The sequence below is a fragment of the Prevotella sp. AM42-24 genome, assembly GCF_003461825.1.
GTDB classification, from domain to species: Bacteria; Bacteroidota; Bacteroidia; order Bacteroidales; family Bacteroidaceae; genus Prevotella; species Prevotella hominis.
Genome location: NZ_QTXV01000004.1, coordinates 114,829 through 137,180 on the forward strand (window position 1 = coordinate 114,829; position 22,352 = coordinate 137,180).

Genomic DNA, 22,352 nt, shown 5'->3' on the forward strand with positions numbered 1-22,352 from the left:
AATTAGAAATGTTATATTTCAAATCAGAAATGTTATATTCCAAATTAGAAATTATACATACTCCCTTAGAATTCCGGGAGATGATAGAGATTGAACACAGTTCCGACGAGTGCGATGAGCGAGAAGATGATCACGATACTTCCTATTACCTTATTAATAATAAGGATGCCGTTGGTATCAAACTTGCCCCTGATCTTGTCGATGAGCCATGTGAGACCGAACCACCACAGCAGCGCTCCGAACATGATGCTCAGATAGCCCACGCTCATCTCCAGCGGCATATCCGGCACTACGAAGGCAAACTGGGCAAAGGTGGCCATGAAGAGGAACACGATGAGCGGATTGGAGAGCGTGACGAAGAAGGCGGTGATGGCATTGTGCCAGAGCGTGCCCTGCTTCTTGCTGCTCTGATGCATGTTCTTCGTAGGATTGCTCTTGAAGCAATACACACCGAACACCAGGAGCAGAAGACCTCCGAAAATCTGCAGATAGAACTTGTTTTGGGCATTATTGACAATGTCCATCACGAAACTCATTCCCAAACCCGTGAAGAGAGCATACACGATATCGCTGAAAGCGGCACCGACACCCGTCACGAAACCAAACCAGCGGCCCTTGTTCAAAGTGCGCTGGATACACAAGATGCCAACAGGTCCCATCGGGGCTGAGGCAATCACACCTATGATAATTCCCTTGAATATGAAATCAAGTATATTTATCTGAATCGGAAACACTAAATTCATAACAAGGCGCAAAGTTACAAAAAAAAGGCCATATCTTGTAATTTTTTCCACTAAAACTTTGTTTGTTACAAACTTTTTTATATCTTTGCACCATAATTCTAACTAAATAAAAGGAAAACATGACAGAGAATGCACTTAAGCCATATGTTATCGGTTTGGACCTGGGTGGTACCAATTCCGTATTCGGCATCGTAGATGCACGTGGCGAAATAAAAGCTACTACTGCTATCAAGACAGGTGGTTATGATGATGTAAATGACTATGTAAAGGCTGCCGTGGAGGCTCTCCAGCCTATCATCGAGACCGTGGGTGGTATCGACAAGATCAAGGCAATGGGTATCGGCGCCCCTAACGGCAATTACTATAACGGAACTATCGAGTTCGCTCCTAATCTGGCTTGGGCTCACGATGGTGTAGTGCCTCTGGCTAAGCTTTTCAGCGATGCCTTGGGTGGTCTGCCTGTGGCTCTTACCAATGATGCCAACGCTGCTGCGTTGGGCGAGATGACTTATGGTGCGGCTCGTGGCATGAAGAATTTCATCGACATTACACTTGGTACAGGTGTCGGTTCCGGCATCGTGATCGATGGCAAGATGGTCTATGGCTGCGATGGTTTTGCAGGCGAGTTGGGTCATGTCATCATGGTTCGCGGCGAGGAAGGTCGTCTCTGCGGTTGCGGCCGTAAGGGATGCTTGGAGGCTTACTGCTCTGCTACTGGTGTGGCTCGCACAGCCCGTGAGTTCCTCGAGAAGAGTGAAGAGCCATCTTTACTTCGCGATATGAAGCCAGAAGATATTACTTCTTATGATGTCAGCGTAGCTGCTGGTAAGGGTGATGCCTTGGCTAAGCGAGTATATGATTTCACTGGCAAGATGCTGGGTGAGGCTTGCGCTGATTTCGCTGCGTTCAGTTCTCCTGAGGCATTCGTATTCTTCGGTGGTCTTACCAAGGCTGGTGACCTCCTGATGAAGCCTCTCAAGGAATCTTACGACAAGAGTGTACTGAAGATTTTCAAGGGCAAGGCTAAGTTCTTGGTTTCTACACTCGATGGCAGCTCTGCTGCGGTACTTGGTGCCAGTGCAGTGGGCTGGGATTTGTAAGATATTTCTCTTTAATAAGCATAAAGTTTTAAAAAAAGCATTTTGTATATTGATATTTTCGGTATACCGCTATCGTGAGATAGTTTTTTTGTGTGAATAGTACTCCCGGGGATTTACTCTGGGAGTATTTTTCGTATTTGCAGACTGTAAGTAAATGACACAATCTTTAAGTTCTTAGTAAACAGAGATTTATAGACCATATCAAGGGATTTGCATCCCATATTCAGGAAAGAATTATATCCCATGTTCAGGTAAGAATTGTATTCAATGTACAGGTAAAAATTGTATTCAATATAATAAATAATCAAACAAGTAAAAATGAAGAAAATTTACACACTGGCTAATATGGCCAAAGGTATGATGCTCGCTGCCCTTCTGGCTGTAGGCACAACTGCTCTTGCGCAGAATGTTTCAGGTAACACAGAAAACGGTACTGTTGAAGGTACTGAAAATGGTAGCAACGAGAATGAAACTTTCGCTCCTGCTGCTGAAAGCTCTTGGCTCCAACCTGTAAAACTCGTTGGTAATGGTCAGAAGGCTTACATCTACAACGTGGCTACTGAGACTTTTATCACCGGTAAGACTGCTACCGTGAAAAATATCGAGGATGCAGACATCTGGACGATTAATGGCGATGAAACCCGTTGTTTTAATTGCGATAATGAGTCAAAAGATCGTCTGTTCTTGGAATATTCCAGTTTATGGCACCCTTTGGTATGGTATGCAGAGGTATCTGACGACAGAAAAGCAACAGATTTTACCATCGAAGAAGGTTCTACAAAGAATAGCTATAAACTCACTAAAAGTAGAGAGAGACTATTCAATAAAGGTACTGAAACTGCCTACTTCAGCGTCAGCGGTGAGAAATACGTGGCAAGCCTGGCGCCTTCTATAGACAACGACTGGTATTTCATTTCTGCCAACCAGAAGGATGTCTATGCAGAATATACTTCCCTCTTCACCGAGGCTGCAAGCCTGCTCAAGAACGAGAAGCTGAACGATCAGGAATCTGTTCTGGGCGATATCAAAACTGCATTGCAGGAGACTGCCAAAGGTACTTTCAATACCTCCAATGCTGACATCAATAAGCTCAAGACAACTATTGCAGCTGCCAAGAAAGCGATTGAGGACATCATTAACGGTATCAGCAATACCTCCGACAATCTCGAGAATGCAGAGATTACTTCTATCTATAGCGCCAACGGTACCCGCAAAGCCCAGCTGACCAAGGGTATCAACATCGTTAAGATGAGCAATGGTGCCGTCAAGAAGATTTTAGTGAAGTAAAACAATAAGATTCAGACGATGGTGATCCAGACCGCCTCACCCTGATCGCTCGCCGCCATGATGGTGGTGATGAGCTTCGTCAGCGTGGCACGAGAGGAGGTCAACCTGCCCACTATCGTGTTCTCACCCACAAGAATGCAGCCCCGCGTATCTGCCGCCATGTTGCCGCTATGTATGCGTATGCCAGTGAAACCCGGCACGCCTACCAGCAGCGGAAACCAGCGATGGAAGCGGGGCGATTTCGTTATGACCACAGGATAACTGCCCTCGAGAATGGCCGTCAGACCCACTACCTTGCGAGCCGGAAACCTCCGAATTAATTCCGTGTCATCCGATGAATAAAAAATGAATCGATGAGACCTACTTCTCCAAAACCTGCAAATCCTGATAGAACCAGACATTCATCTGATTAGCTCCTCTATGATTCCAAGCATAATAAGGAATCAATGTGAGTTTCTGATTCTTCACAGAAACCTTGCCATCAGCAGCCTGATCGAGCACCTGAGCATCAGTCTGGATAGCCTTCACAGAGAACGCAGGAGCACCCTGAGACTCAGTATTAGAGATGCTACAACCATCTATCACCGAAAAAGCCGGATTCTTGGCTACAACGCTGCGAAGTACAGGAGCATCATCATTATCCACAGCCTCTGCGCAATATACCAATGGTCCACGCTCTACTGCCACCTTGCCTCTGTCGTCAACCACTTTCCCGTTAGCCACAACCGTGCGTACAGGCATATCAAAATGGATGCGGATCACATCACCCTTCTTGATATTCTTTACAGGCAGATACCCCTTGTTGGCAGCCAGATCACCCTCCACAACCTTACCATTCACGCTCACGCTATAAGCAGGTTGCTCGGCATCACTATACTTATAAAGGTCGCTCGGAACCACCTGATTGCGAACCCATCCAGGAATGCGCACCAGCAGATTGGCACCTTTCACACCACTCTTCTTTACCAAAATCTTGATATCGCCATTCCAAGGATACTCAGTAGTCTCCTCCAGCACCACTTCCTTGCCCATCACCTGGATGGTAGAAGTATTTCCGGCGAATAGATTCACATAGATATCCTTGTCCTTCACGCCATAGAGATACCCCGGCAATGAAGGGATGAAACGGCTCAGATTGCTCGGACAGCAGGCGCAGCCAAACCAAGGCTGGCGGGTGGTGGTACCATCGGCATTAAACTTGTATTTGCCATCGCTCGACAATGGATTCGGATAGAAGAAGCGACCTCCATCCATGCTCATGCCCGAAATCACACCATTATAAAGTGTGCGCTCCAGACAGTCAATATATTTGCTATCGCCATGCAGGAGGAACATGCGCTCATTGAGATACACCTGAGCAATGGCAGCGCAAGTCTCGTTGTAGGCAGTCATATTAGGCAACTCATAGTCGGCACCGAAAGCCTCTCCGCCATGACGGGCACCCACACCACCCGTGAGATAATACTTCTTGGAAACGATATTGTTCCAGATGCGGTCGATGGTCTTGATATAATCCGAATCACGTGTCAGGGCAGCCACATCAGCGATTCCGGCATACATATATCCGGCACGCACGGCATGTCCCCAAGCCTCGTTCTGCTTCAGAATAGGCTTGTCGCTCTGGCTATAGGCATCGTGGATAGAAGTAGTACCGCGGGCATCGAGGAAGTATTTAGCCTCGTCGAGATACTTCTTTTCGCCCGTAAGGGTATAGAGGCGGGCAAGTGCCATTTCGGCTATCTGATGACCCGGCACAACTCTGTGCTGACCGGCTTGAGGACCCACCTCCCTGATCACACAGTCGGCATATCGCTTGGCTATATCGAGGAATTTTCTGCTGCCCGTAGCCTGATAATGGGCGCAGGCTGCATCCACCATGTGACCGAGATTATAAAGCTCATGGCTCAGCACTTCCACCTTGCTCCAGCGGGTAGCACCCGACCAACCGTGAGGATGTTTCGGATTGATGGTTCGAGCGGTATAGAGATATCCGTCAGGCTCCTGCGCAGCGCCCACCACATTGAGCACACTGTCGATATAGGCCTTCATCTTCTTGTCGGGATAGGTCTGCAGGATATAGCTGGCTCCCTCGATGGTCTTATAGACATCGGTATCATCAAAAGAGAAACCCATAAACTTGCTCACGTCCCACTCCTTGGTATCGAGACCGGCATGTCCCGGATGCTGCAAGGTATAGGCAGCCATCTCAAAATTCTTGTAGCGGTGCTCGCTCTCACACTTACTGAAAGCCAACGGCACAGTTACCTCTCTGGCAGCCTTCAGACGCGCACCCCAAAAGGTATTCTGAGCGATTTTCACACTGGTGAAAGGTACCTGAGCAAAGGGATAACCATTGTCCAAAACCTTGGTTTTCTGGGATGCAGAAGCCTTAGACTTCACTGAAGAAGCCTTGGTAGAAACATTGGCAGACTTGGCTGAAGAAGCCGTGGCAGCCATAGCCGAAGCCTGCAACGCAGCAGGAGCTAACATTGCAGCAGAAAGTAAGACTGCAGAAAAAATTCTTCTTTTCATCATTTTATTAGGTATTTTATAGTTATATTATTGTTGCGACTAATAAATCCTATCCATAGTTGTATCAGAGTCCCGATATGGATGCAGAAACCCAATTATTATATAATACGTTTAACGTAGCACATTTACTTTTTAAAGTGTGAAATCGACAACAAAGTCGTTTTCGACTGCAAATATAATAAAAAAATTAAAACAAAACAGATAATTATAAGTAAAAAATGAGCATTTATCACGAAAATCACAACAAATACCCACTTTATAAAAATCATTATACCCTATCGGGAGTAGCCTATGTTTTATAAGCTTATTTTATACCCTATCGGGAGTAGTCTATGATTTTTAAGCTTGTTTTATACCCTATCGGGATGAAAATAGATATACAAAAAACAGTTTTTTACCACTCTCAGCGATATCAATATCAGTAATTTCAGTTTTTTTGCATAAACAAAGAAAGAAAGGTTCAAGAAACTATCCAAGACCCCTTAAAAAAACAAGAACCATTTAAAGAAAATCAAGAACCCTTTTAAAAAAAATTCCCCAAAACCTTTTAATAAAAGATTTCAAGGAACTTTTTATCAAGACACTATTTTGTAACTAATACGATTCTCTTTGTTTTCAGATTACCTTTCTGAACGCCCGATGCAGCAGACTGATGACCCGATGCAGCAGACTTTTGACCAGACACCGCATTCTCGCAAGCAACTGTCAATTCAACCTTAGACGGCTGAGTTCCTGCTCTTAAGATCACAAGCGCAGAACCCTGATAGAGCGCACGCTCGGCAGTCTTGTTCAACTGCTTCTTGCCTACATGCAACTCATCCGAATTAATATTTCCGTTATCCACCGCCACGATATCCGCATCGCCCTTCACCGTGAAAGTCAACTTGCAGAAGGTGTTCTTATCCTTCAGATTCATCACTCTCCTGCCTTTCTTATCTACAGCATACACTCTCACGTGCATCAGATCCTGTCCGTCAGCATGCCAGGTTTCAGCATCAGGCACCATCTTAAGCGCCACTGCCTCGCCCGTAGTCTCTATCTGATGGCGAGCCACAACCTTGCCATTCTTCCGGGCCACAGCCAGCAGAGTGCCAGGCGCATAAGCGATGCCATCCCACTTGATGCGGGCACGCAACTTAGGGTCGTCACTATTCTTCTTCACACCCAAACTCTTGCCGTTCAGGAATAGCTCCACCTCGTCACCATTGGTATAGGTATAGAGCGAAACCTTCTCGCCTGCCTCCCGGTTCCAGTTCTCAGAAAGCTTGCCAGCCGAAACATTGATGCCATTCCACTGCACATTGCCACCAGCCTTCTCGATGATGCCGATATGCACAGTAGGTTCGTCAGAGAACATACTTTTCACAAAATAAGCATCCGGTTTCGGTTGCAGAGACAGGTCGAAAACACCCTGATTCCAGCCCTTAACAGGCCATCCCATACTCTCGCCCAGATAGTCGATGGCGCCCCAGTAAGCTAACCCGAGCACCTTGTCACGATCCATCTCATAGAAGTTAGGACCCATCGCAGCCGTGCTCGCCTCACTCTGATAGAAAGTCTTTTCTGGATAGCGCTTCATGTCGCCAGGGAAGTACATATACCTATAATTATAGGAATTCACCTCGGTTGCCACAGCCAGATCAGCTGGAATAGAATCGGTATCCAGATTGCGATAGCGCGGATGCATGGCCACGGTAGTGAGACGGGTGTCGTCGTAGCGATGGAGCAGTTGCTTCTGCAGTTCATAAGCCGTCACACCCCAGTCGTTGAAAGGCAGATTGGAATACTGCTGCAGTTCATTACCCAAACTCCAGAGCACCACAGACGGATGATTTCTGTCTCTCTTCACCCATTCCGGAATATCCTTCTGCCAGAGACTCCCCCAATCTACTCTGCCACCGGCATACTGCGCCAACCACTTATCGTAGAGTTCATCCACTACGAGAATGCCCAATCTATCGCAAAGTCTAAGGAAGTCTTCGCTATAGGGATTATGGGAAGTTCTCACATGATTGAATCCGAACTCTTTCATCATCTTGAGTCGCTTCTCAATGGCACGTGGATAGGCTGCTGCACCTAACGCACCGAGAGTATGATGATTGGCAAAACCCTGCAGGAGCACCTTCTTGCCATTAACGAGCAAACCATGCTGCGGATTCATCTCGATGGTTCTCACACCAAAGGATTCTCGTATCTGGTCAGCCACCTTTCCCTTGTTATCGTAAAGCGTAACCTCGGCAGTATATAGATAAGGTGTATCGCACGACCAGAGTTTGGCATTCTCTATCTTGATAGCTGGCAGTTCATACTCTCTGTCGCGCCACTTGGCATTGAAATCCACATCCGTTTTCTGCTGCGCTACCACATGGCCGTCAGCATCCAAGATTCTGACTTCTACAGGAATGAAAGTTCCAGGAGTCTTTGCCTTTTTCTGCTGGTTGAAGATGTTAGCACGAATCTTCACTTCCTGATTGTTGACGGTACGGATAAAGAGCGGATGGCGAGGGAAAAATAAATCCTTGTCGGTGACGATAAGGTTGACATCCCGATAAAGACCAGCACCGGTAAACCAGCGGGAGTTGTTCGGATTGCGGGTATCTGCCTTCACTGCAATCTCATTGACTTCGCCAAACTTGAGCAACTTGCTCACATCTACATCAAAGCCGAGGTAACCATAGTCAGTACCACCTATTCGCTTACCATTGAGGTAAACATCGCCCACGAGCATGATGCCCTGAAAATCGAGGAGAATGCGCTTGCCTTTCCACTCGGCCTTCGGAGTCAGTTCATAGCGATACCAGCCGATACCCATTTCCTTGAAGCCACGTGGACCCAAACGGCTGCGAACGTTACTACCCGCATCACTATTATCAGGACGTTCGCTGGCATCAGGAGCCACCCAGTCCTGTCCGATCAGGAAATCGTGAGGCAGGTTGACTACCTCATCATTAGCCTGCAAGTTCTTCAGCATATTCACGTCGGAAACATCCCCACGATGGAACTGCCAACCTCTGTCGAGAGAAATCGTATCTCGGACTGATGCAGAAGCATTGCCAGAAAATACAGAAGTATTACCAGCAGATGCAGAAGCAGTGCCAGCAGATGCAGAAAGCAACATCAACAGGCCAGAATAGAAAAAATATTTTGCTGTCATATATTTCATTCAAAATTATTATTTCAAATATTTAGCCAATGGGCTCTTCATTTTCTTCAATCCTTTCGCCACACACTTTGCGTTATGACGAGCACCCTTGAGAGAGGTGTGCGTATGATCCTTCTTGTAATATTCTTTCACTTTCTCCTTACCTATCTTATCATAAGAATCGGCAGCAATATTGTGAAGGTCGAGGAAAGGAACATCGGTCTCTGCCACCACCTCTCTGTACCACTTACCATAGGTATCGTTGCGGCGCTCCATCTTGCCGTGTGGCCACTCATTGCGAGGAGTCAGGGAAACCAAAATAGGATGAGCACCCTTCTCGTAAACGTCCTGAATGAACTTCTTCAGATACCAGCCGAAAGAATAAACTACCTCAAACTGCTTGCTCTCCTGCATCTGATAGACATTGCAAGTATCCTTGGCACAAGGAATGGAACCGCGCATCTTCTTATCGGTCAAGGAACAGATGTCGTTATGACCGAACTCAATGAGCACGTAGTCGCCCGGCTGCAGACTGTTATATACCTTCTCCCATCTGCCCTCATTGAGGTAGGAACGGCTGCTGCGACCCGCCTTGGCAGCATTCACACAGGTAATCTTCTTAGGATTGAAAATGGTATAAGCCTGAGAGCCCCAGCCCCACATACCATCCTCTTCCTTGTCAGCATTCTTTACGGTACTGTCGCCAGTAAAGAAAACCACCGGCTTGCCCTTCTCTCGCTGAAAATTCTCCACCGGCAGAGCCACATTGATCATCATCGCCTGCAACGGAGCCAGACTCGGGTCCTTACTCTCTGCCAATCCCTCTGCAGCCGAACGGGCATTCATCATCGCTCCGAAACGGGAGGTGTGGATATGGTCCTTGAAGAAGTGATACTTTTCCTTCCAATGACCGTAACTGTCGAGTTTTGCTGCCGAAATCTCATTCAAATCCACAAAAGGAACGCCCTCCTGCTCTGCCACCTGCTTCGCCCAGAGACCGAAAGTCTTATTCACGCGCACAATCTTATCATTCTCATCATAGGCATCACGAGGAGTAAGCGACATCAGGATAGGATGAGCACCGAGCGCCTTGCAGTCGTTGATATACTTGCGCATATACTCGCCGTAGGTATAGACGGTCTCCTTCACGCCCGTCTCCTTGATGGTGACATTGAGCGAATCCTTGCCGATGCCAGGAATGCTGGCACGCGCACGACCGCTATCGTAAGGACCGTTATCGTTATGACCGATAGAGATGATCACCCAGTCGCCAGCCTTGATACCCTTGCGCACATCTGGCCAGAGACGGTTGTAGAAAGTACGGCTGCTCATGCCTCCGAGCGCCTGATTCTCAACCGTAATCTTATTCTCGTCAAAGAACTCGTGTTCGTAATAGCCCCAGCCCCACTGGCCGTTATTTCCATTGCCCAGGGTGCCATTGCGCATGGTAGAGTTGCCTATCAGGAAGAGTACAGGATTGTTGCCCTTTCTGCTGGTTCCAGGAACAATGCGGGCGGTCATCGCCTTGTTGAGACTGTCCACTGTATTGTCAATCACATGGTTTACATCTTCCATCGGACCGGCTACTTTGGTCTTTGCCTTCTCATCCTTCACACTCGTCTCGTTCTTCACAACTTTCTTGCCCTTCACCTCCTTCTGAGGAGTTTGGGCGAAAGCTGCAACTGTTGCCGCCATCAGCGACATTGCAAACAATATTCTTTTCATTATTTATTTATATTTTTAATTTTCATTTCACCGCTTTTTCACTTGGACTCACTTTTAGAGCCTTTAAGTCACCACCTTTTCACTTGAACACTCTTTTAAAGCCTTTCAAGTTCACCACTTTTTCACTTTAGCTTCCTCAGAGTTCACCTACTTTTCACTTAGGCTTCCTTTCGAGTTCACCTACTTTTCACTTTAGTTCCCTTTAAAGACTTTATTTGATTTTCCAATCTTTCTCCTCTAAATAAAAACCGAGATGTGGCGGCTGGTTGTAACCCACATTTTGCCAAACCACACTCAGGCGATAGATGTGTTCGTGCATGAGCGTAGGAATGCGGTATTCCGTCGGGATATTCGTAGTGAAAATATTCAGGTGAGCGGCATCGCTCCCATCCCAGTAGATCACCTCCTCACGCCAGTCGCCGAGGATATCAGCCTGCAGATTAGGAGTTGCCTTCGTCCAGTTGTTGCTCACAGAATGTCCCATATCGCAGAGGTGTTTTCCGTTGCTCAAAGGCAGCGGTACGGCCTTCTTTCCGTTCCATTTCTGTAGGTACGGAGCAAAATGCGGTCTGCGGCCATTGGCAAGCAGTTCGTCCTGCAGGTCGCCATCCCAATAGATTCTGAAGTTCATCGCCGGCATTTGTGAAGGATTGTCAGCAATCACTTTTCCATGACAATCCCTTACTTCCTTTCTGTCCAGGCTCCACATTTCAAAGCCCCGATGCCGCCCGTCAATATCCGCAGCCACACCCCTTCCGGTATCATCTCTATCCAGCGTGCGGTAGAGAATCTCGCCTGTACGGGCATCCCTGAAATCAGAACCATAAGGCTTCTCTTCGTGTACCATAAAGACTTCCAAACCAGGTCTGTCCGGGTCGAGATCTGCGAGATGGAGCGCATCACCATGACCGAGCCCCGTAGAGTACAACAAACTTCCATCGTGATTGATGGCAGCCGAACCATAAGTAATCTCGTCGCATCCATCACCATCCACATCTCCTACTGCCAGGCTGTGGGCGCCCTGTGCAAAGGCCGTCGCAGAGAGCCCATGCGCCTCCTTGATTACCTTGCCTTCGCCATCCATCACCACCCAGTCGTGAGGAGTGAGAGAAGCGTGCAACCACTTCGTCGTCAGTTGTTTACCATCGAAATCCACTGCCCAGAGATAAGAACGGGTGTAGTATCCTCGGCACATCACAGCACTCGGCCGATGGGCAGCCCCATCAAGATAAGCCACGCCAGCGAGGTATCTTTCGCCACGGTTGCCATAGTTGTCCTTATCGCCCCAAACAGACGAATAAGCAGGGAACCCGTCAGCCTCAAGCCGTTCTCCTTCAGCCACTTGCCTGCCCACACCGAAAGCTCTGTTAGGATTATACCAGATGGTATGCATCGCCTTTCCCGTTTCGCCATTGAAGACAGTGAGCAGTTCCGGACCATTCTTGATGCGCCCCCTACGGTTACGGTAATCAGCCGCATTATCGAGCGAAAGAATCTCTGTATCAGTAGCCGATTCGCTAACAAACCTGCCCTGTCCATCGATACTTCCAGCCGAAGTCTTGCAAATCATTTCAGACTTTCCATCGCCATCAAAGTCGAAAACCAAGAACTGGGTATAGTGAGCACCGGCACGGATATTCTTGCCCAGATTGATGCGCCAGAGCTGTGTTCCGTCGAATTTATAACAATCAAGAATCACATCGCCTGTATAGCCATCGTGGGAATTGTCGTGAGAGTTGGAAGGGTCCCATTTCACTATCAATTCATACTCACCGTCACCATCCACGTCGCCCACGCTACAGTCGTTCGGAGTGTAGGTATAGACCCTGCCATCTGGAGCTGTGCCACCCTCAGGACGGTTGATGGGCAGCGACTTATACAGATCCGTCCAAGGCTTCACGGGTTTAGAAACCTCCCGTTGCATCGGGGCATCCATCTTCGGTTCATCCTGATAAGTGATGATGCGATAAGAATGTGCAGGAGAACCTTTTACGTCAGTAAAGTTGGTTGCCCGGATATGATGAGCAATCACTTTCCCATCCCGTTCTATATCAAAACAGACATTCTTGCTGTCTGTACCGAGGAGTCGCCAACTGAGATAGATTCCCTTTCCGACAGCCGGCAAAGCCACCAGTCCACGGTCAAGGCGTTCCATCGGGAATTGTGAAGATTTCTGCTCAAATGCATTACTGTTCTGTCCATAAGCGCAATCATTTCCAAAAGCGCAAAAGACAGTAAGAAGCGAAAGAATATATAATTGTCTTTTTCTCATCAGTAGATTGTCTTTTCAGACATTTATTATAAATTTAGAACTTCTCTGCAAAAGTAAAAAAAATAATGCAATTTTCGCTTTATATTTTGCTTATTTTTCTCTATTTTTTGGCAGCGGCTTTTTTAAAGGTAAAAAAGTAAAAAGGGATAATGAAGTGAGAAGTGAGAAATGAGAAGTGAGAAATGGAGGAAAGAGATGGAAGGGAAGGAAATTGAAGCAGGAAAAATCTGTGCAAATCTGTGAAATCTGTGGGACATATTCCACTCTCAGGGGGTATCTGTAACGACCGAACAGGTCGCCTCCGCGTAAATCCGTGAGTAATCGACGTAGCAAGAATGCCTCCAATGCAAAAAACATGAAGAAAAATAAGAGGGCGTGCCATAGACTTATGACACACCCTCGTTTAGATTTCATTAACTATATTATAACCAGCAAACTAAAGTCTTTACTGAAAATATTTCTTAGATTACTTCAAGGTAACCTTGATAGTTCCCTTAGCAGTACGGACAATGTACAAGCCAGGAGCCAAGCCACGACTCTTCAAGTCGCTCTGCAAGGTAGCCATAGAAGTCTGCAAACTTGTCATGCGGAAGCCGTTGAGCGTATAGACATCTGCCTGGAATGAACCAGCGTCGAAACCGATCTCACGGATACCGGTAGCATTGGCTACATAGACAACTCCCTCTGTAAGGAACTTGCTTGTATCCCAACCCAAACCAACAGGGAGCGCCTGCAAGTCAAATTTAGGAGTACCGCTGATCGTGCCTGCACAGTCAACAACACGCACATAGTCACCCTCAGCTGGAGTCCAACTATTCGCATTGTATGTGACATAGATGGTACCATTCAGAGTTGCATTGCCACCTACCTTCAGATATGCCCAGCCGAGACTCTTGCTTCCTGTATATGCATTGACAACGAGAGAATCTGCCTTTGCCTTGTTCACATAAATGCTGGAACCATCGTAGGCTACCAGGTTCTTCTGGATATTGATAATGCCCGTATTGCTGGTCTGAGATGTAGGCAAATTGCTTCCAGGACGCAAGATACCGCCTTTCTGGAGATTAATACCCAAAGAGCAACCTACTCCGCGAAGTTCACCACTGCCCTGTACATAGAGGATTGTTGGAGCAGTCATGGATGCAGTTGCAGCTGCCTTGTTCAGTTTCACGGCTCCATCCAGAATCTTCAGCGACTTGGCATTGGCAAGTACATTCTCAGTAGAGATGGTCCAGATACCCGTACCATTCTTCACCACATTGCTACCATTGATAGAACCCTTGAACTCAAAGTTCGTGTCCTTGCCACCAATGGTCAAAGTATTGGTTCCTGAACCGAAGTTTCCACCATTACTGATATATCCATTACCCGTCAGAGCACCAATGGCAAAGCTCTTGCCATTTGTGCAGAACGCATGGTCCTTGGTGAAACGTGAATCAACGTTGAGCGTTGCCAAAGGAATACCATAACTATTGTAGAAATCGAATACAGGCTCGTAAGCATTCTTGCTTCCACGCTTTGCATTGATGGTTCCGGCAAACTTACTCCAGTCGCCCTTGAAAGGACAGCGGATCCAGGTGCCGTAGATATCAATGGTTCCCTCACCGGTCAGCTTACCGGTATAGTCACATCGGCCATCAGGATACCAGATACCCGACTTACCCTTAGGCACCTCGATATTCACATTATCTGAGTTGCTGCTATAGATACTGTTGGAAGCCTGCAAAACCACCTTGCTGCCATTCAGCACAATCGTCTTGCCATTGAAATGGGCATCCTGGAAGTCATAGATAGTTCCGGCATTGATATAGAGCTTGTCGAAATCGGCTGCACAGTTGAGCTGCAGTGTACCACTACCCAACTTGTAGAGATCGCGGTTGGTTCCCTTATTCATCTTGCTGATACCGCCATTCACAATCAGGTTTGTACCTGTATAAGTCTCTATCTGACCGCCATTCTCGCCCAATACAATAGGATGAGAAGAAGTCATGGAAGCATTTACCCACAACTTACCTTGGTTGGACATGGTAATGGTATTGTCAGCTGCACCTAACGAACCATATTCGAGACCATCCTTATTGGCAAGCGTTGCTGGACGAAGATAACCGCCATCAATATAGGTACCGCCCGTATATCGGTTGGTATTCTTGATATTGACTGCGCTCTTACCCTTCAAAGTAACAGAACCTGTACCCTCGACAGCACCATTACCAGACAAGGTATATACCTTACTGTTATTGTCGAAGACAATGTTGCCAGGAGCGAGATCCTCATTGATCTTTACATCAGACTTAACGGCAGTATCATCGAAGGTTACGTTGTCACCCGAAACGAATTTCTTATCGGAAGAATTGAAGTTTTCAGACTCCATCAGATCCCATATAGAACCGTTGGCACCAGTCCAGACTACAGACTCGCTGTCGCGTGAATCGCTCACCGTAATAGTCAACTTGCCATCAGCATAAGCTAAACTGTATTTCTTTCCCGAGAGGCCTTCAACTGTGACATCAGCCAAGTTGCCGGCCAGTTCGCTCACCTCTGCCAGTGTATAGGTACCAGGCTGAGGAGCCGATGTAAACTCGAATACAGGAGCAGAATACTGAGGACCGTTCTCCCAGTTCTTCTTCTCGATACTCATCTTGGCAGCAACCAGCTTATCTACATTCTCGCCGTTCACATCGAAGACGACGCGGGCACCGAAACCGAGCTGGAGATCGGAAGTAGTCAGCGTACCTATCTGGTCCTTTCCGCCAGGACGGATGACAGAACCATAGTCAACCTTGATACCGCCCTTGAAGTTACCGCCGTTGGAATTCAATTCAGCAAAGCGGTTCAGCCATACCGGACTCTTCTCCATCGTTCCGTCAAACTGCAGTGTACCTGCCCATACATCGGTCTTTCCGGTGTAGGTCTGGGTTACGTTAGGAAGAACGAGTGTACCGTCTCCCTGCTTCACTAAGCGCATGTTGCCAGAGAAGGCACCGCCAGTGAGGGTATGAGTATAGTAAGTATATTTGATTTCAGTATCCTTGGTTCTGCACTCGCTCGGAGCCGTACCCTGCACCCATGAAGGAGCATTGTCGGTAAAGACAGCAGGAGAAGCACCTTCTGCCACGCTTACAGTGGCATCGCCAGTAGTAGCGAGAAGAGCATGCTTGCCGTCCAATGTCTTGGAGATAGAGGAACCGACCTCTTCACGACCAGTGGTGGTGAGTGGTGGAGGAGCTATCGTGATGCCTTCCAGTTCACCGAGGAAGTAAGAAGCATGAGGAGGCTGGTTGTAGCCGCATGGCTGCCATACCATCGCATTGCGGTACTGATGATCGTACCACAGAGAGTAGTTGCGCCAAGGAGTTGGAGTGGTCGTGGTATAGATGCGGATGTTGTTACTACCCGTGCGCTCTATCACTTCCTCACGCCAGTCGCCGAACACATCGCCCTGAAAACAAGGAGTAGCCTTGGTTCCGTTGTTGGAAAAGGCACCCATAAGAGTTTCCAAAGTACCCTTTCCAGGCTTGGTTATCTCTGTATTATTGAAGCACTCCTCCTGCAAATCTCCATCCCAGTAGATACGGAAGTTCATGCTCAGACCATTCGTATTTCTTGTTACATGATCATTGGTAATGGTAGATATCGGCGTATCATGCGCACTGTGACCTACGGCACCCGGAATGTCATTATAGAAATTACCAGCCAGACAGCGACCATCATCATTGGTATCTGTCTTGCGATAATATATCTTGCTGGTTGTTGCATCACGATAGTTGTTGGAAGGAGCATCCTCATTGCAGGCAAACATCTCCTGACCATGGATATAAGGATTAAAATCACTTACATGCTGGGCATCGCCATGACCGAGACCTGTAGTGGAAAGTCCCTTGCCATTATCGTCGATAACCATAGAACCGAATACAATTTCATCACGTCCGTCCCAATCCACATCGGCTACGATATAGTTGTGATAACCCTGACCATACCAAGGAGACCCCGGCTGGTTATTGGTCCACTGCCAGCGAACTTTCAGGGCATGAGTCTTAGGATCTACATCGTATGCTATAAACTTATGACGGGTATAGATACCACGCGCCAGGAAGATACTTGGATGCTTGCCATCGAGATAAGGAGCACCGAAGAAGAATTTGTTAGAACGGTGGCCGTAGCCATCACCCCAAGCAGCCTTCAGATCAGTCTCACCTGCTTCCAGACGCTTCAGAGGATAATCTATGCACTGGTATGGCTTACCCGTAGCACCCTCGCAATACCAGAGGAACTCCTTGCCATAATGGGTAAACCATTCTACGCTTCCTTCTGCCTTTGGCTGGCGATAGTTAGTCCAGGAAGTGCCATTCTTGCCGTCAGCACCAATGGTATAGGTAGTACCATCAGCCATGTGGACAGTAGAGCCTTCTTCAAGTCGCATTACGACTTCAGCCTTGCCGTCCATATCCCAGTCGTAACCTACGATATTCTGCTCATTGTTCTGGAAGTCGCCCATGTTAGGACCACAGTTCACCCACCAGAGAATCTTACCATCCTGCTTCAGACAGGCCAGCATAGAATATTCCTTGGTCTCAACGCCATCGATGGTAGGTCCATTCTTAGGATAAAGCTGTTCACCTTCCTGCTGGTTGGTGAACTTCATCAGAATCTCCAACTCGCCATCGCCATCCACATCGGCACAGCAGGCATCGTTAGGGATATAAGTTGACTTCAGGGCAGCAGGATACTGGATTTTTACTTCCTTGTAATTAGTGTTGAAAACTGTAGCTTCCTTGGAAGCAGCCTGCTCTACCCCATTCACAACCGCCTTTACGGTATAAGTGCTACTTGATGAACCAGACTTGTCTGTAAAGTTGGAAACATCGAGGGGTTCTGAGTTTACTTTCATACCATTTCTGTAAAGATTGTACTTTACATCATAGTATTCATCGGCCTGGATACGCCAAGAGCAGTACACACCATTTGTGGTTTGCACTGCAATGAGTCCACGATCCAACTTATCGGTAAAGCGCTGGGCATTTGCTCCCATACTAACCAATAATGCTAAAGCAGATGTTGCGAGTAGTTTTTTATTCATTATTGTAGGTTTTATTGTTTTTATTCTTGTTTATTGTCGATTCATATCGATTATTGTTGTTTATTCAGGTTTAACTGATTTGCTGGCAAAAGTACACATAATATTTGAGAAAGCATCTTTAAAATATGATATTTAACCTTATTATTTTGAGAAAGGGGAATAAAAAAGGATTTTTAAAGGTAAAAAAGTAAAAAGGTAAAAAAAAAGACAAAAAAAGAGAAGAAGACAGAGAAAGGAAGAAAGACAGAGAAAGGAAAGAAGACAAGAAAGAGAAGAGGACAAGAAAAGGAAAGAGGACAAGAAAAGAGAAGAAGAAGACAGAGAAAGGGATGCATCACTGCATCCCTTTACACAAAAATGATTGATTCAATCTCGGCAAATTATAGAAACCATAATTGCCAATGCTCTATCTATGAAACAAATTACTTAAGCTGAGCACCTGCTACAGAGAATGTCTTGCCATCCTTGACGATAACAACACCATTCTTGGTTACTACCTTCTTCACTGCTGAAGCTGAGGTCTCTGCTGTATTTACATTCTTGATACCAGAAACGCCTGGCTCAAAGCCCTTGTAAGTCATTACCTTTACGTCGCAGAGAGCTGTGTCGTAACGGAAGAGGTTGAAATTCTCACCTGCTACACAAACAGTTGTCTTGTTGCAATCACCCTTGTCTGGACGGTCGTAACCATTACGGGTGTGAACGATGTAGAAGTTTGGCTTTTCTGTATCATCAGATGTATATTTAGCGTCAAGAGTTAAAACAGCATTGGTTATAGCTGTGTTGTAGTAAACGATACCCTCGAGTGGGAAGATGCTCCATGCAGAAGCTTCATACTTAGAGTTGGCAATGAAGTCTGCAGTTGGAGCCAATGGAGCAAATGCTGTTGTTGCATCCTCAGGAACCTGAACATTCCACTTGGCATTGTCGGTACCAATACTTGCCATATCATAGAAACCAAAGCCAGACTTGGTAGATACATAGTTAGCTGCATCTGCCTCTGTGCATGCAGTAGCATTACCATTTGCATCATAACCATACATCTGGGTTGAATAAGCGCGGTCCCAGTGTGACTTGTTGGCATTATCAACAATCTCAGTTACAGTGAAGCCTGTCTTTGCTGCATCGCACTCCTCCTTAGTCCAAGCGTAGTCCTTCTTATCAGCTACTACGTACTCAACGTTGTTTTCTACAGTTACCTTCTCTGATGGAGCGTACCAAGGCATCTCTACAGGGTGGGTACCGTCGTATGAATAAAGTTCCAATGAACCCTGACCATCCAATGCAATAGTCTCACCTGTCAACACATTACCCTCAGTTGTCACACCACCAACAGTCTTCTTATAGTGGATAGTAACTGTAGGCTTCATCAAAGTCTCAGAGTTATCAGCCACAATCTGATAAACCTTCTTGTAGCCCTCTTCTACGTTTACAATTGAAGCAGATGGAGTAGGCATGGTAATCTGCTCACAAACTACATCGTTGACAACCTCGTTAGACTTGTTGGTCTCGTCATCCTCAAGAGTTGTCCAAACATTCAACTGACCAGACTTGTTGCAGAAGATAATTTTAGAACCACCTTCACCGCTGGTCTCCATCTCGCGGGTATCAATAGCATCACCATAAGCTACAGAGCACTCCTCGCCATCAGCATAAGCTGTACCATCAATGCCCTCAGCATCACCGAGCTGGGTCCAATGCAGGGTATGGCCCTCTGGGAATGTTACGTAATAAGCACGCTGCTGACCAATAGCTGCAAGCAAATCTACAGAAGGCTCCTGAGCGAATGGACCCTCTGCCTCGTAAGAAAGACCGATGTTAGAGAGCTGGTGTAAAGAAGTACCGTTCATACCGAATACGAAGATACCGGCACGATCCTCTGTACATGTATAGTTATGAACACCTGTCTTCAAAAGATTTCCTTCTGCATCAGAAATGGTATAGGTAGCTGTATTAGCTTCAGTATTGATAACGACAGCAAACTTATAAGTAGTCTGGCTTGAGAGGGTAAGAGTCTCCTCTGTAGTCTGGCTCCAGTCGTTCTTTGCTGTTGGCTCCTCGTTAATCCAAATAGTGAAGTCACCATTAGCAGCAGCAGGCTTCTCGCCTACTCTCCAACGGAAGAAATAGTCATCACCTTCGTTAGCCTTGTACCAGTGATAGTTGTGAGTACTTACACGGCTGTCTTTAGCTGTACACATATTAATAGGAAGGAGCACAAACTCCATGTCTGCACGGGCTGCCATGTTAGACATATTCAAGTCCATCGTGAACTTGTAAGTACTGTTAGGAAGAGATGCTACATCGGTCTTCGCCCACGCATCCTCGTTCCAGAAGTAGTTGAGCATACGACCACCATTCTTCTTGTTCTGTACCTCAAGATATTCCTTACCGGGTGTTGCTGCGAAGTTACCTGCATCCTGGATAATCCAGCTTTCAGCCATCTTGTCTGTTGGCACCTTGAAGAAGTACTTGTCGTCGGCTTTTGCCATCGCACATACGATGAACATAAGCAATGCAATAAAAGTAAACTTTTTCATTTCAAAAAATGTTTTAGTTAATAATATATTTATCTATATTTATTTTCGTTTTCTACCTGATGCAGCGTTTCACTGCATCAGGTGTAAATATGTGTTGAAACCTACTATTACCAACCAGGGTTCTGCTGGATAGCATGATTGGATTTCAAGATCTCGGTCTGAGAGAATGGGAACAGATTCCACTTGCTCTCCCACTGTCCATCACCTCGAGTCACAGACACCTTATTATATATATAGGAGCCATCCTCGTTCTTGGTGATTTCCATGCGGTGGATATTCATGAACTTATCGCCATCCTCCATCCAGCGACGCACGTCATAGAATCGGTGTCCCTCGAAAGCGAGTTCTACGCGACGCTCATTCTTGTACTTCTCCCAGAAAGCCTCGTTGCTCATACCCGTTGCGATAGCTGGCATACCGGAACGCAGGCGGGTCTTGCTCGCCATCTTGGCTGCTGTCTGGGTAGCCGGTACATTCACAGTAGTCTGGTTGCCTTCTTCATCGGTAATCACTACTGCACCACTCGCATCGGCTGCATTGGCATTGCCGCAGGCCTTGAAATACTGGAAGAGAGCCTCTGCATAGTTCAGATACATACCGCCCATACGGAAGGTGAGCCAACCGTGAGGGGATGTGGTAGCTGCTTTACCGGAACGGCCACGAAGAACCTGATCTGCATTACAGAATTTCTTCAGATAGTAACCGGTAGTAGTAGCGTATGACTTTCCTGCTGCATTACCTGTACGGGAGTGATAACCACCAGCATAGGTCTCAATGGTAGGATGCTCACTGTTGTAATCAGCCAGATCGTTAGGCCATGCCTCGCCATTAAGCACTACGGTTTTCTTCAGACGTGGGTCACGGTTGTCGTATGGCTTTGTTGCATCATACAGGTTACTTTCCGCAATGCTCTTGCCATCGGTACATTCAAAAGCATCTACCAGATCCTGTGTAGGACAGTTGCCGCCCTGACCTGAAGAATAACCTACTGGGAAGTTGTAGCCCTCGAAAGAACTGGAAGAAGCGGTGCGGCGTGCAAAGAGTATCTCCTTGGTACTGGAAGCATCTGAATAATACTCCTTGCCCCAAAGGTCCTCTAAGTTGGTTGCTAACCCATAACCCTTAGCCTCTGCAGCATCGATAAGTTCCTTATTGGCAGCCACGGCGATGGCCCAGAGATTCTTCTTCTCCTCTGAGGTCTTGCCCTGTGTGAAGAGTGGAGAGGCATGATAGAGAGCTGCCTGAGCCTTCAATGCCAGAACGGCATACTTGTTGGCGCGGGCGGTCTCTGCCTTGGAGAGAATCATATCCGACTTGCCTGCGTAGTCTTCGATAATCTTGTCCTTGATATCATCGCACTCGCTGATGATGAAGTTGAAGATTTCGTCGGCACTGGTTCGTGGAAGTGCTGTCTCCTCGGTACCTGTGGTATTGTGAACCTTGAAAGGCACACCGCCGTACTGGCGAACCAAAGTATAATAGAAGTAAGCACGTGCCCAGCGAGCCTCATACTGATAATTGTTGTAGAGATACATCTGCTTCTCATAATCGAGATTGAGCTTGAACTGGTCGAATTCAAGATTAGACCAGTTGTCTATCACCTCATTGCAGTAAGTAATGCCCTCATAAGCAGAACTCCAAATGGTCTGGTGAGCATTGACAGAACTCCAGTTGCCATTGAAGAAGTCCTCTACCACATTGCCATCGTGGCTATATTCAGACTCATCAGTTGCAGAGGAAAGCATGGCTCCCGAAAGGTTACCCCAGTCGGTATCGATATCTGTGTATATCGTGGTCATCAATCCACCTACGTATTTGAACGAGCGCTGGATGTATTCCTTGTCGTAGGCTGTATATTCATTGTAGTCCATATTACAAGAAGACAACGTCATGGCAGCCAACACAAAGCAAAATAGTTTTTTATTTACTTTCAT

11 protein-coding genes are annotated in these 22,352 nt (G+C 46.8%); 2 read left to right on the forward strand and 9 right to left on the reverse strand.

Going from position 1 to position 22,352, the window contains the following annotated elements:
- Positions 1 to 65 precede the first annotated feature (65 nt).
- On the reverse strand, positions 66 to 743 hold the full coding sequence (locus tag DW917_RS02680) for a LysE family translocator (protein WP_118116233.1): 678 nt from the start codon (positions 741 to 743) through the stop codon (positions 66 to 68).
- Positions 744 to 862: 119 nt separating this feature from the next.
- Between DW917_RS02680 and DW917_RS02685 the strand changes: the two genes are divergently transcribed.
- Both DW917_RS02685 and DW917_RS02690 read left to right on the forward strand, forming a co-directional pair.
- The gene (locus tag DW917_RS02685; protein ID WP_118116235.1) at positions 863 to 1,843 is read left to right on the forward strand and encodes an ROK family protein; all 981 of its coding nucleotides are present in this window, start codon (positions 863 to 865) and stop codon (positions 1,841 to 1,843) included.
- Positions 1,844 to 2,161: 318 nt separating this feature from the next.
- Positions 2,162 to 3,130, forward strand: a complete 969-nt coding sequence (locus DW917_RS02690) for a hypothetical protein (protein ID WP_118116237.1) — start codon at positions 2,162 to 2,164, stop codon at positions 3,128 to 3,130.
- An 11-nt stretch (positions 3,131 to 3,141) separates the two neighbouring features.
- On the opposite strand, the gene DW917_RS17675 is transcribed toward DW917_RS02690, so the two are convergent.
- The 8 genes from DW917_RS17675 to DW917_RS02730 all read right to left on the reverse strand — a co-directional run bounded on the left by DW917_RS17675 (position 3,142) and on the right by DW917_RS02730 (position 22,352).
- Complete coding sequence (locus DW917_RS17675; RefSeq protein WP_233524611.1) at positions 3,142 to 3,531, reverse strand: DUF5675 family protein; 390 nt, start codon at positions 3,529 to 3,531, stop codon at positions 3,142 to 3,144.
- Complete coding sequence (locus tag DW917_RS02700) at positions 3,491 to 5,662, reverse strand: glycoside hydrolase family 127 protein (RefSeq protein WP_370453505.1); 2,172 nt, start codon at positions 5,660 to 5,662, stop codon at positions 3,491 to 3,493. The genes DW917_RS17675 and DW917_RS02700 overlap by 41 nt, the downstream gene beginning before the upstream one ends.
- Before the next feature lie 583 nt (positions 5,663 to 6,245).
- The gene (locus DW917_RS02705) at positions 6,246 to 8,816 is read right to left on the reverse strand and encodes a glycoside hydrolase family 2 TIM barrel-domain containing protein (RefSeq protein ID WP_233524612.1); all 2,571 of its coding nucleotides are present in this window, start codon (positions 8,814 to 8,816) and stop codon (positions 6,246 to 6,248) included.
- A gap of 18 nt (positions 8,817 to 8,834) precedes the next feature.
- Complete coding sequence (locus DW917_RS02710; RefSeq protein WP_118116272.1) at positions 8,835 to 10,379, reverse strand: rhamnogalacturonan acetylesterase; 1,545 nt, start codon at positions 10,377 to 10,379, stop codon at positions 8,835 to 8,837.
- A 361-nt stretch (positions 10,380 to 10,740) separates the two neighbouring features.
- Positions 10,741 to 12,801, reverse strand: a complete 2,061-nt coding sequence (locus DW917_RS02715) for a rhamnogalacturonan lyase (protein WP_147344103.1) — start codon at positions 12,799 to 12,801, stop codon at positions 10,741 to 10,743.
- Between the two features lie 466 nt (positions 12,802 to 13,267).
- Positions 13,268 to 17,878 (reverse strand): autotransporter-associated beta strand repeat-containing protein, encoded by a 4,611-nt coding sequence (locus tag DW917_RS02720; RefSeq protein ID WP_118116242.1) that lies wholly within the window; start codon positions 17,876 to 17,878, stop codon positions 13,268 to 13,270.
- A 422-nt stretch (positions 17,879 to 18,300) separates the two neighbouring features.
- The gene (locus tag DW917_RS02725; protein WP_118116244.1) at positions 18,301 to 20,418 is read right to left on the reverse strand and encodes a hypothetical protein; all 2,118 of its coding nucleotides are present in this window, start codon (positions 20,416 to 20,418) and stop codon (positions 18,301 to 18,303) included.
- A gap of 107 nt (positions 20,419 to 20,525) precedes the next feature.
- A complete protein-coding gene (locus DW917_RS02730; protein WP_118116246.1) occupies positions 20,526 to 22,352 on the reverse strand; it encodes a RagB/SusD family nutrient uptake outer membrane protein in 1,827 nt (608 codons plus the stop codon).

Bases quoted from the DNA above. Each gene is read 5' to 3' on its own strand.
- DW917_RS02680 (WP_118116233.1), bottom strand. From the start codon at position 743: ATGAATTTAGTGTTTCCGATTCAGATAAATATACTTGATTTCATATTC.
- DW917_RS02685 (WP_118116235.1), top strand. From the start codon at position 863: ATGACAGAGAATGCACTTAAGCCATATGTTATCGGTTTGGACCTGGGT.
- DW917_RS02690 (WP_118116237.1), top strand. From the start codon at position 2,162: ATGAAGAAAATTTACACACTGGCTAATATGGCCAAAGGTATGATGCTC.
- DW917_RS17675 (WP_233524611.1), bottom strand. From the start codon at position 3,531: ATGTCTGGTTCTATCAGGATTTGCAGGTTTTGGAGAAGTAGGTCTCAT.
- DW917_RS02700 (WP_370453505.1), bottom strand. From the start codon at position 5,662: ATGAAAAGAAGAATTTTTTCTGCAGTCTTACTTTCTGCTGCAATGTTA.
- DW917_RS02705 (WP_233524612.1), bottom strand. From the start codon at position 8,816: ATGACAGCAAAATATTTTTTCTATTCTGGCCTGTTGATGTTGCTTTCT.
- DW917_RS02710 (WP_118116272.1), bottom strand. From the start codon at position 10,379: ATGGAAGATGTAAACCATGTGATTGACAATACAGTGGACAGTCTCAAC.
- DW917_RS02715 (WP_147344103.1), bottom strand. From the start codon at position 12,801: ATGAGAAAAAGACAATTATATATTCTTTCGCTTCTTACTGTCTTTTGC.
- DW917_RS02720 (WP_118116242.1), bottom strand. From the start codon at position 17,878: ATGAATAAAAAACTACTCGCAACATCTGCTTTAGCATTATTGGTTAGT.
- DW917_RS02725 (WP_118116244.1), bottom strand. From the start codon at position 20,418: ATGAAAAAGTTTACTTTTATTGCATTGCTTATGTTCATCGTATGTGCG.
- DW917_RS02730 (WP_118116246.1), bottom strand. From the start codon at position 22,352: ATGAAAGTAAATAAAAAACTATTTTGCTTTGTGTTGGCTGCCATGACG.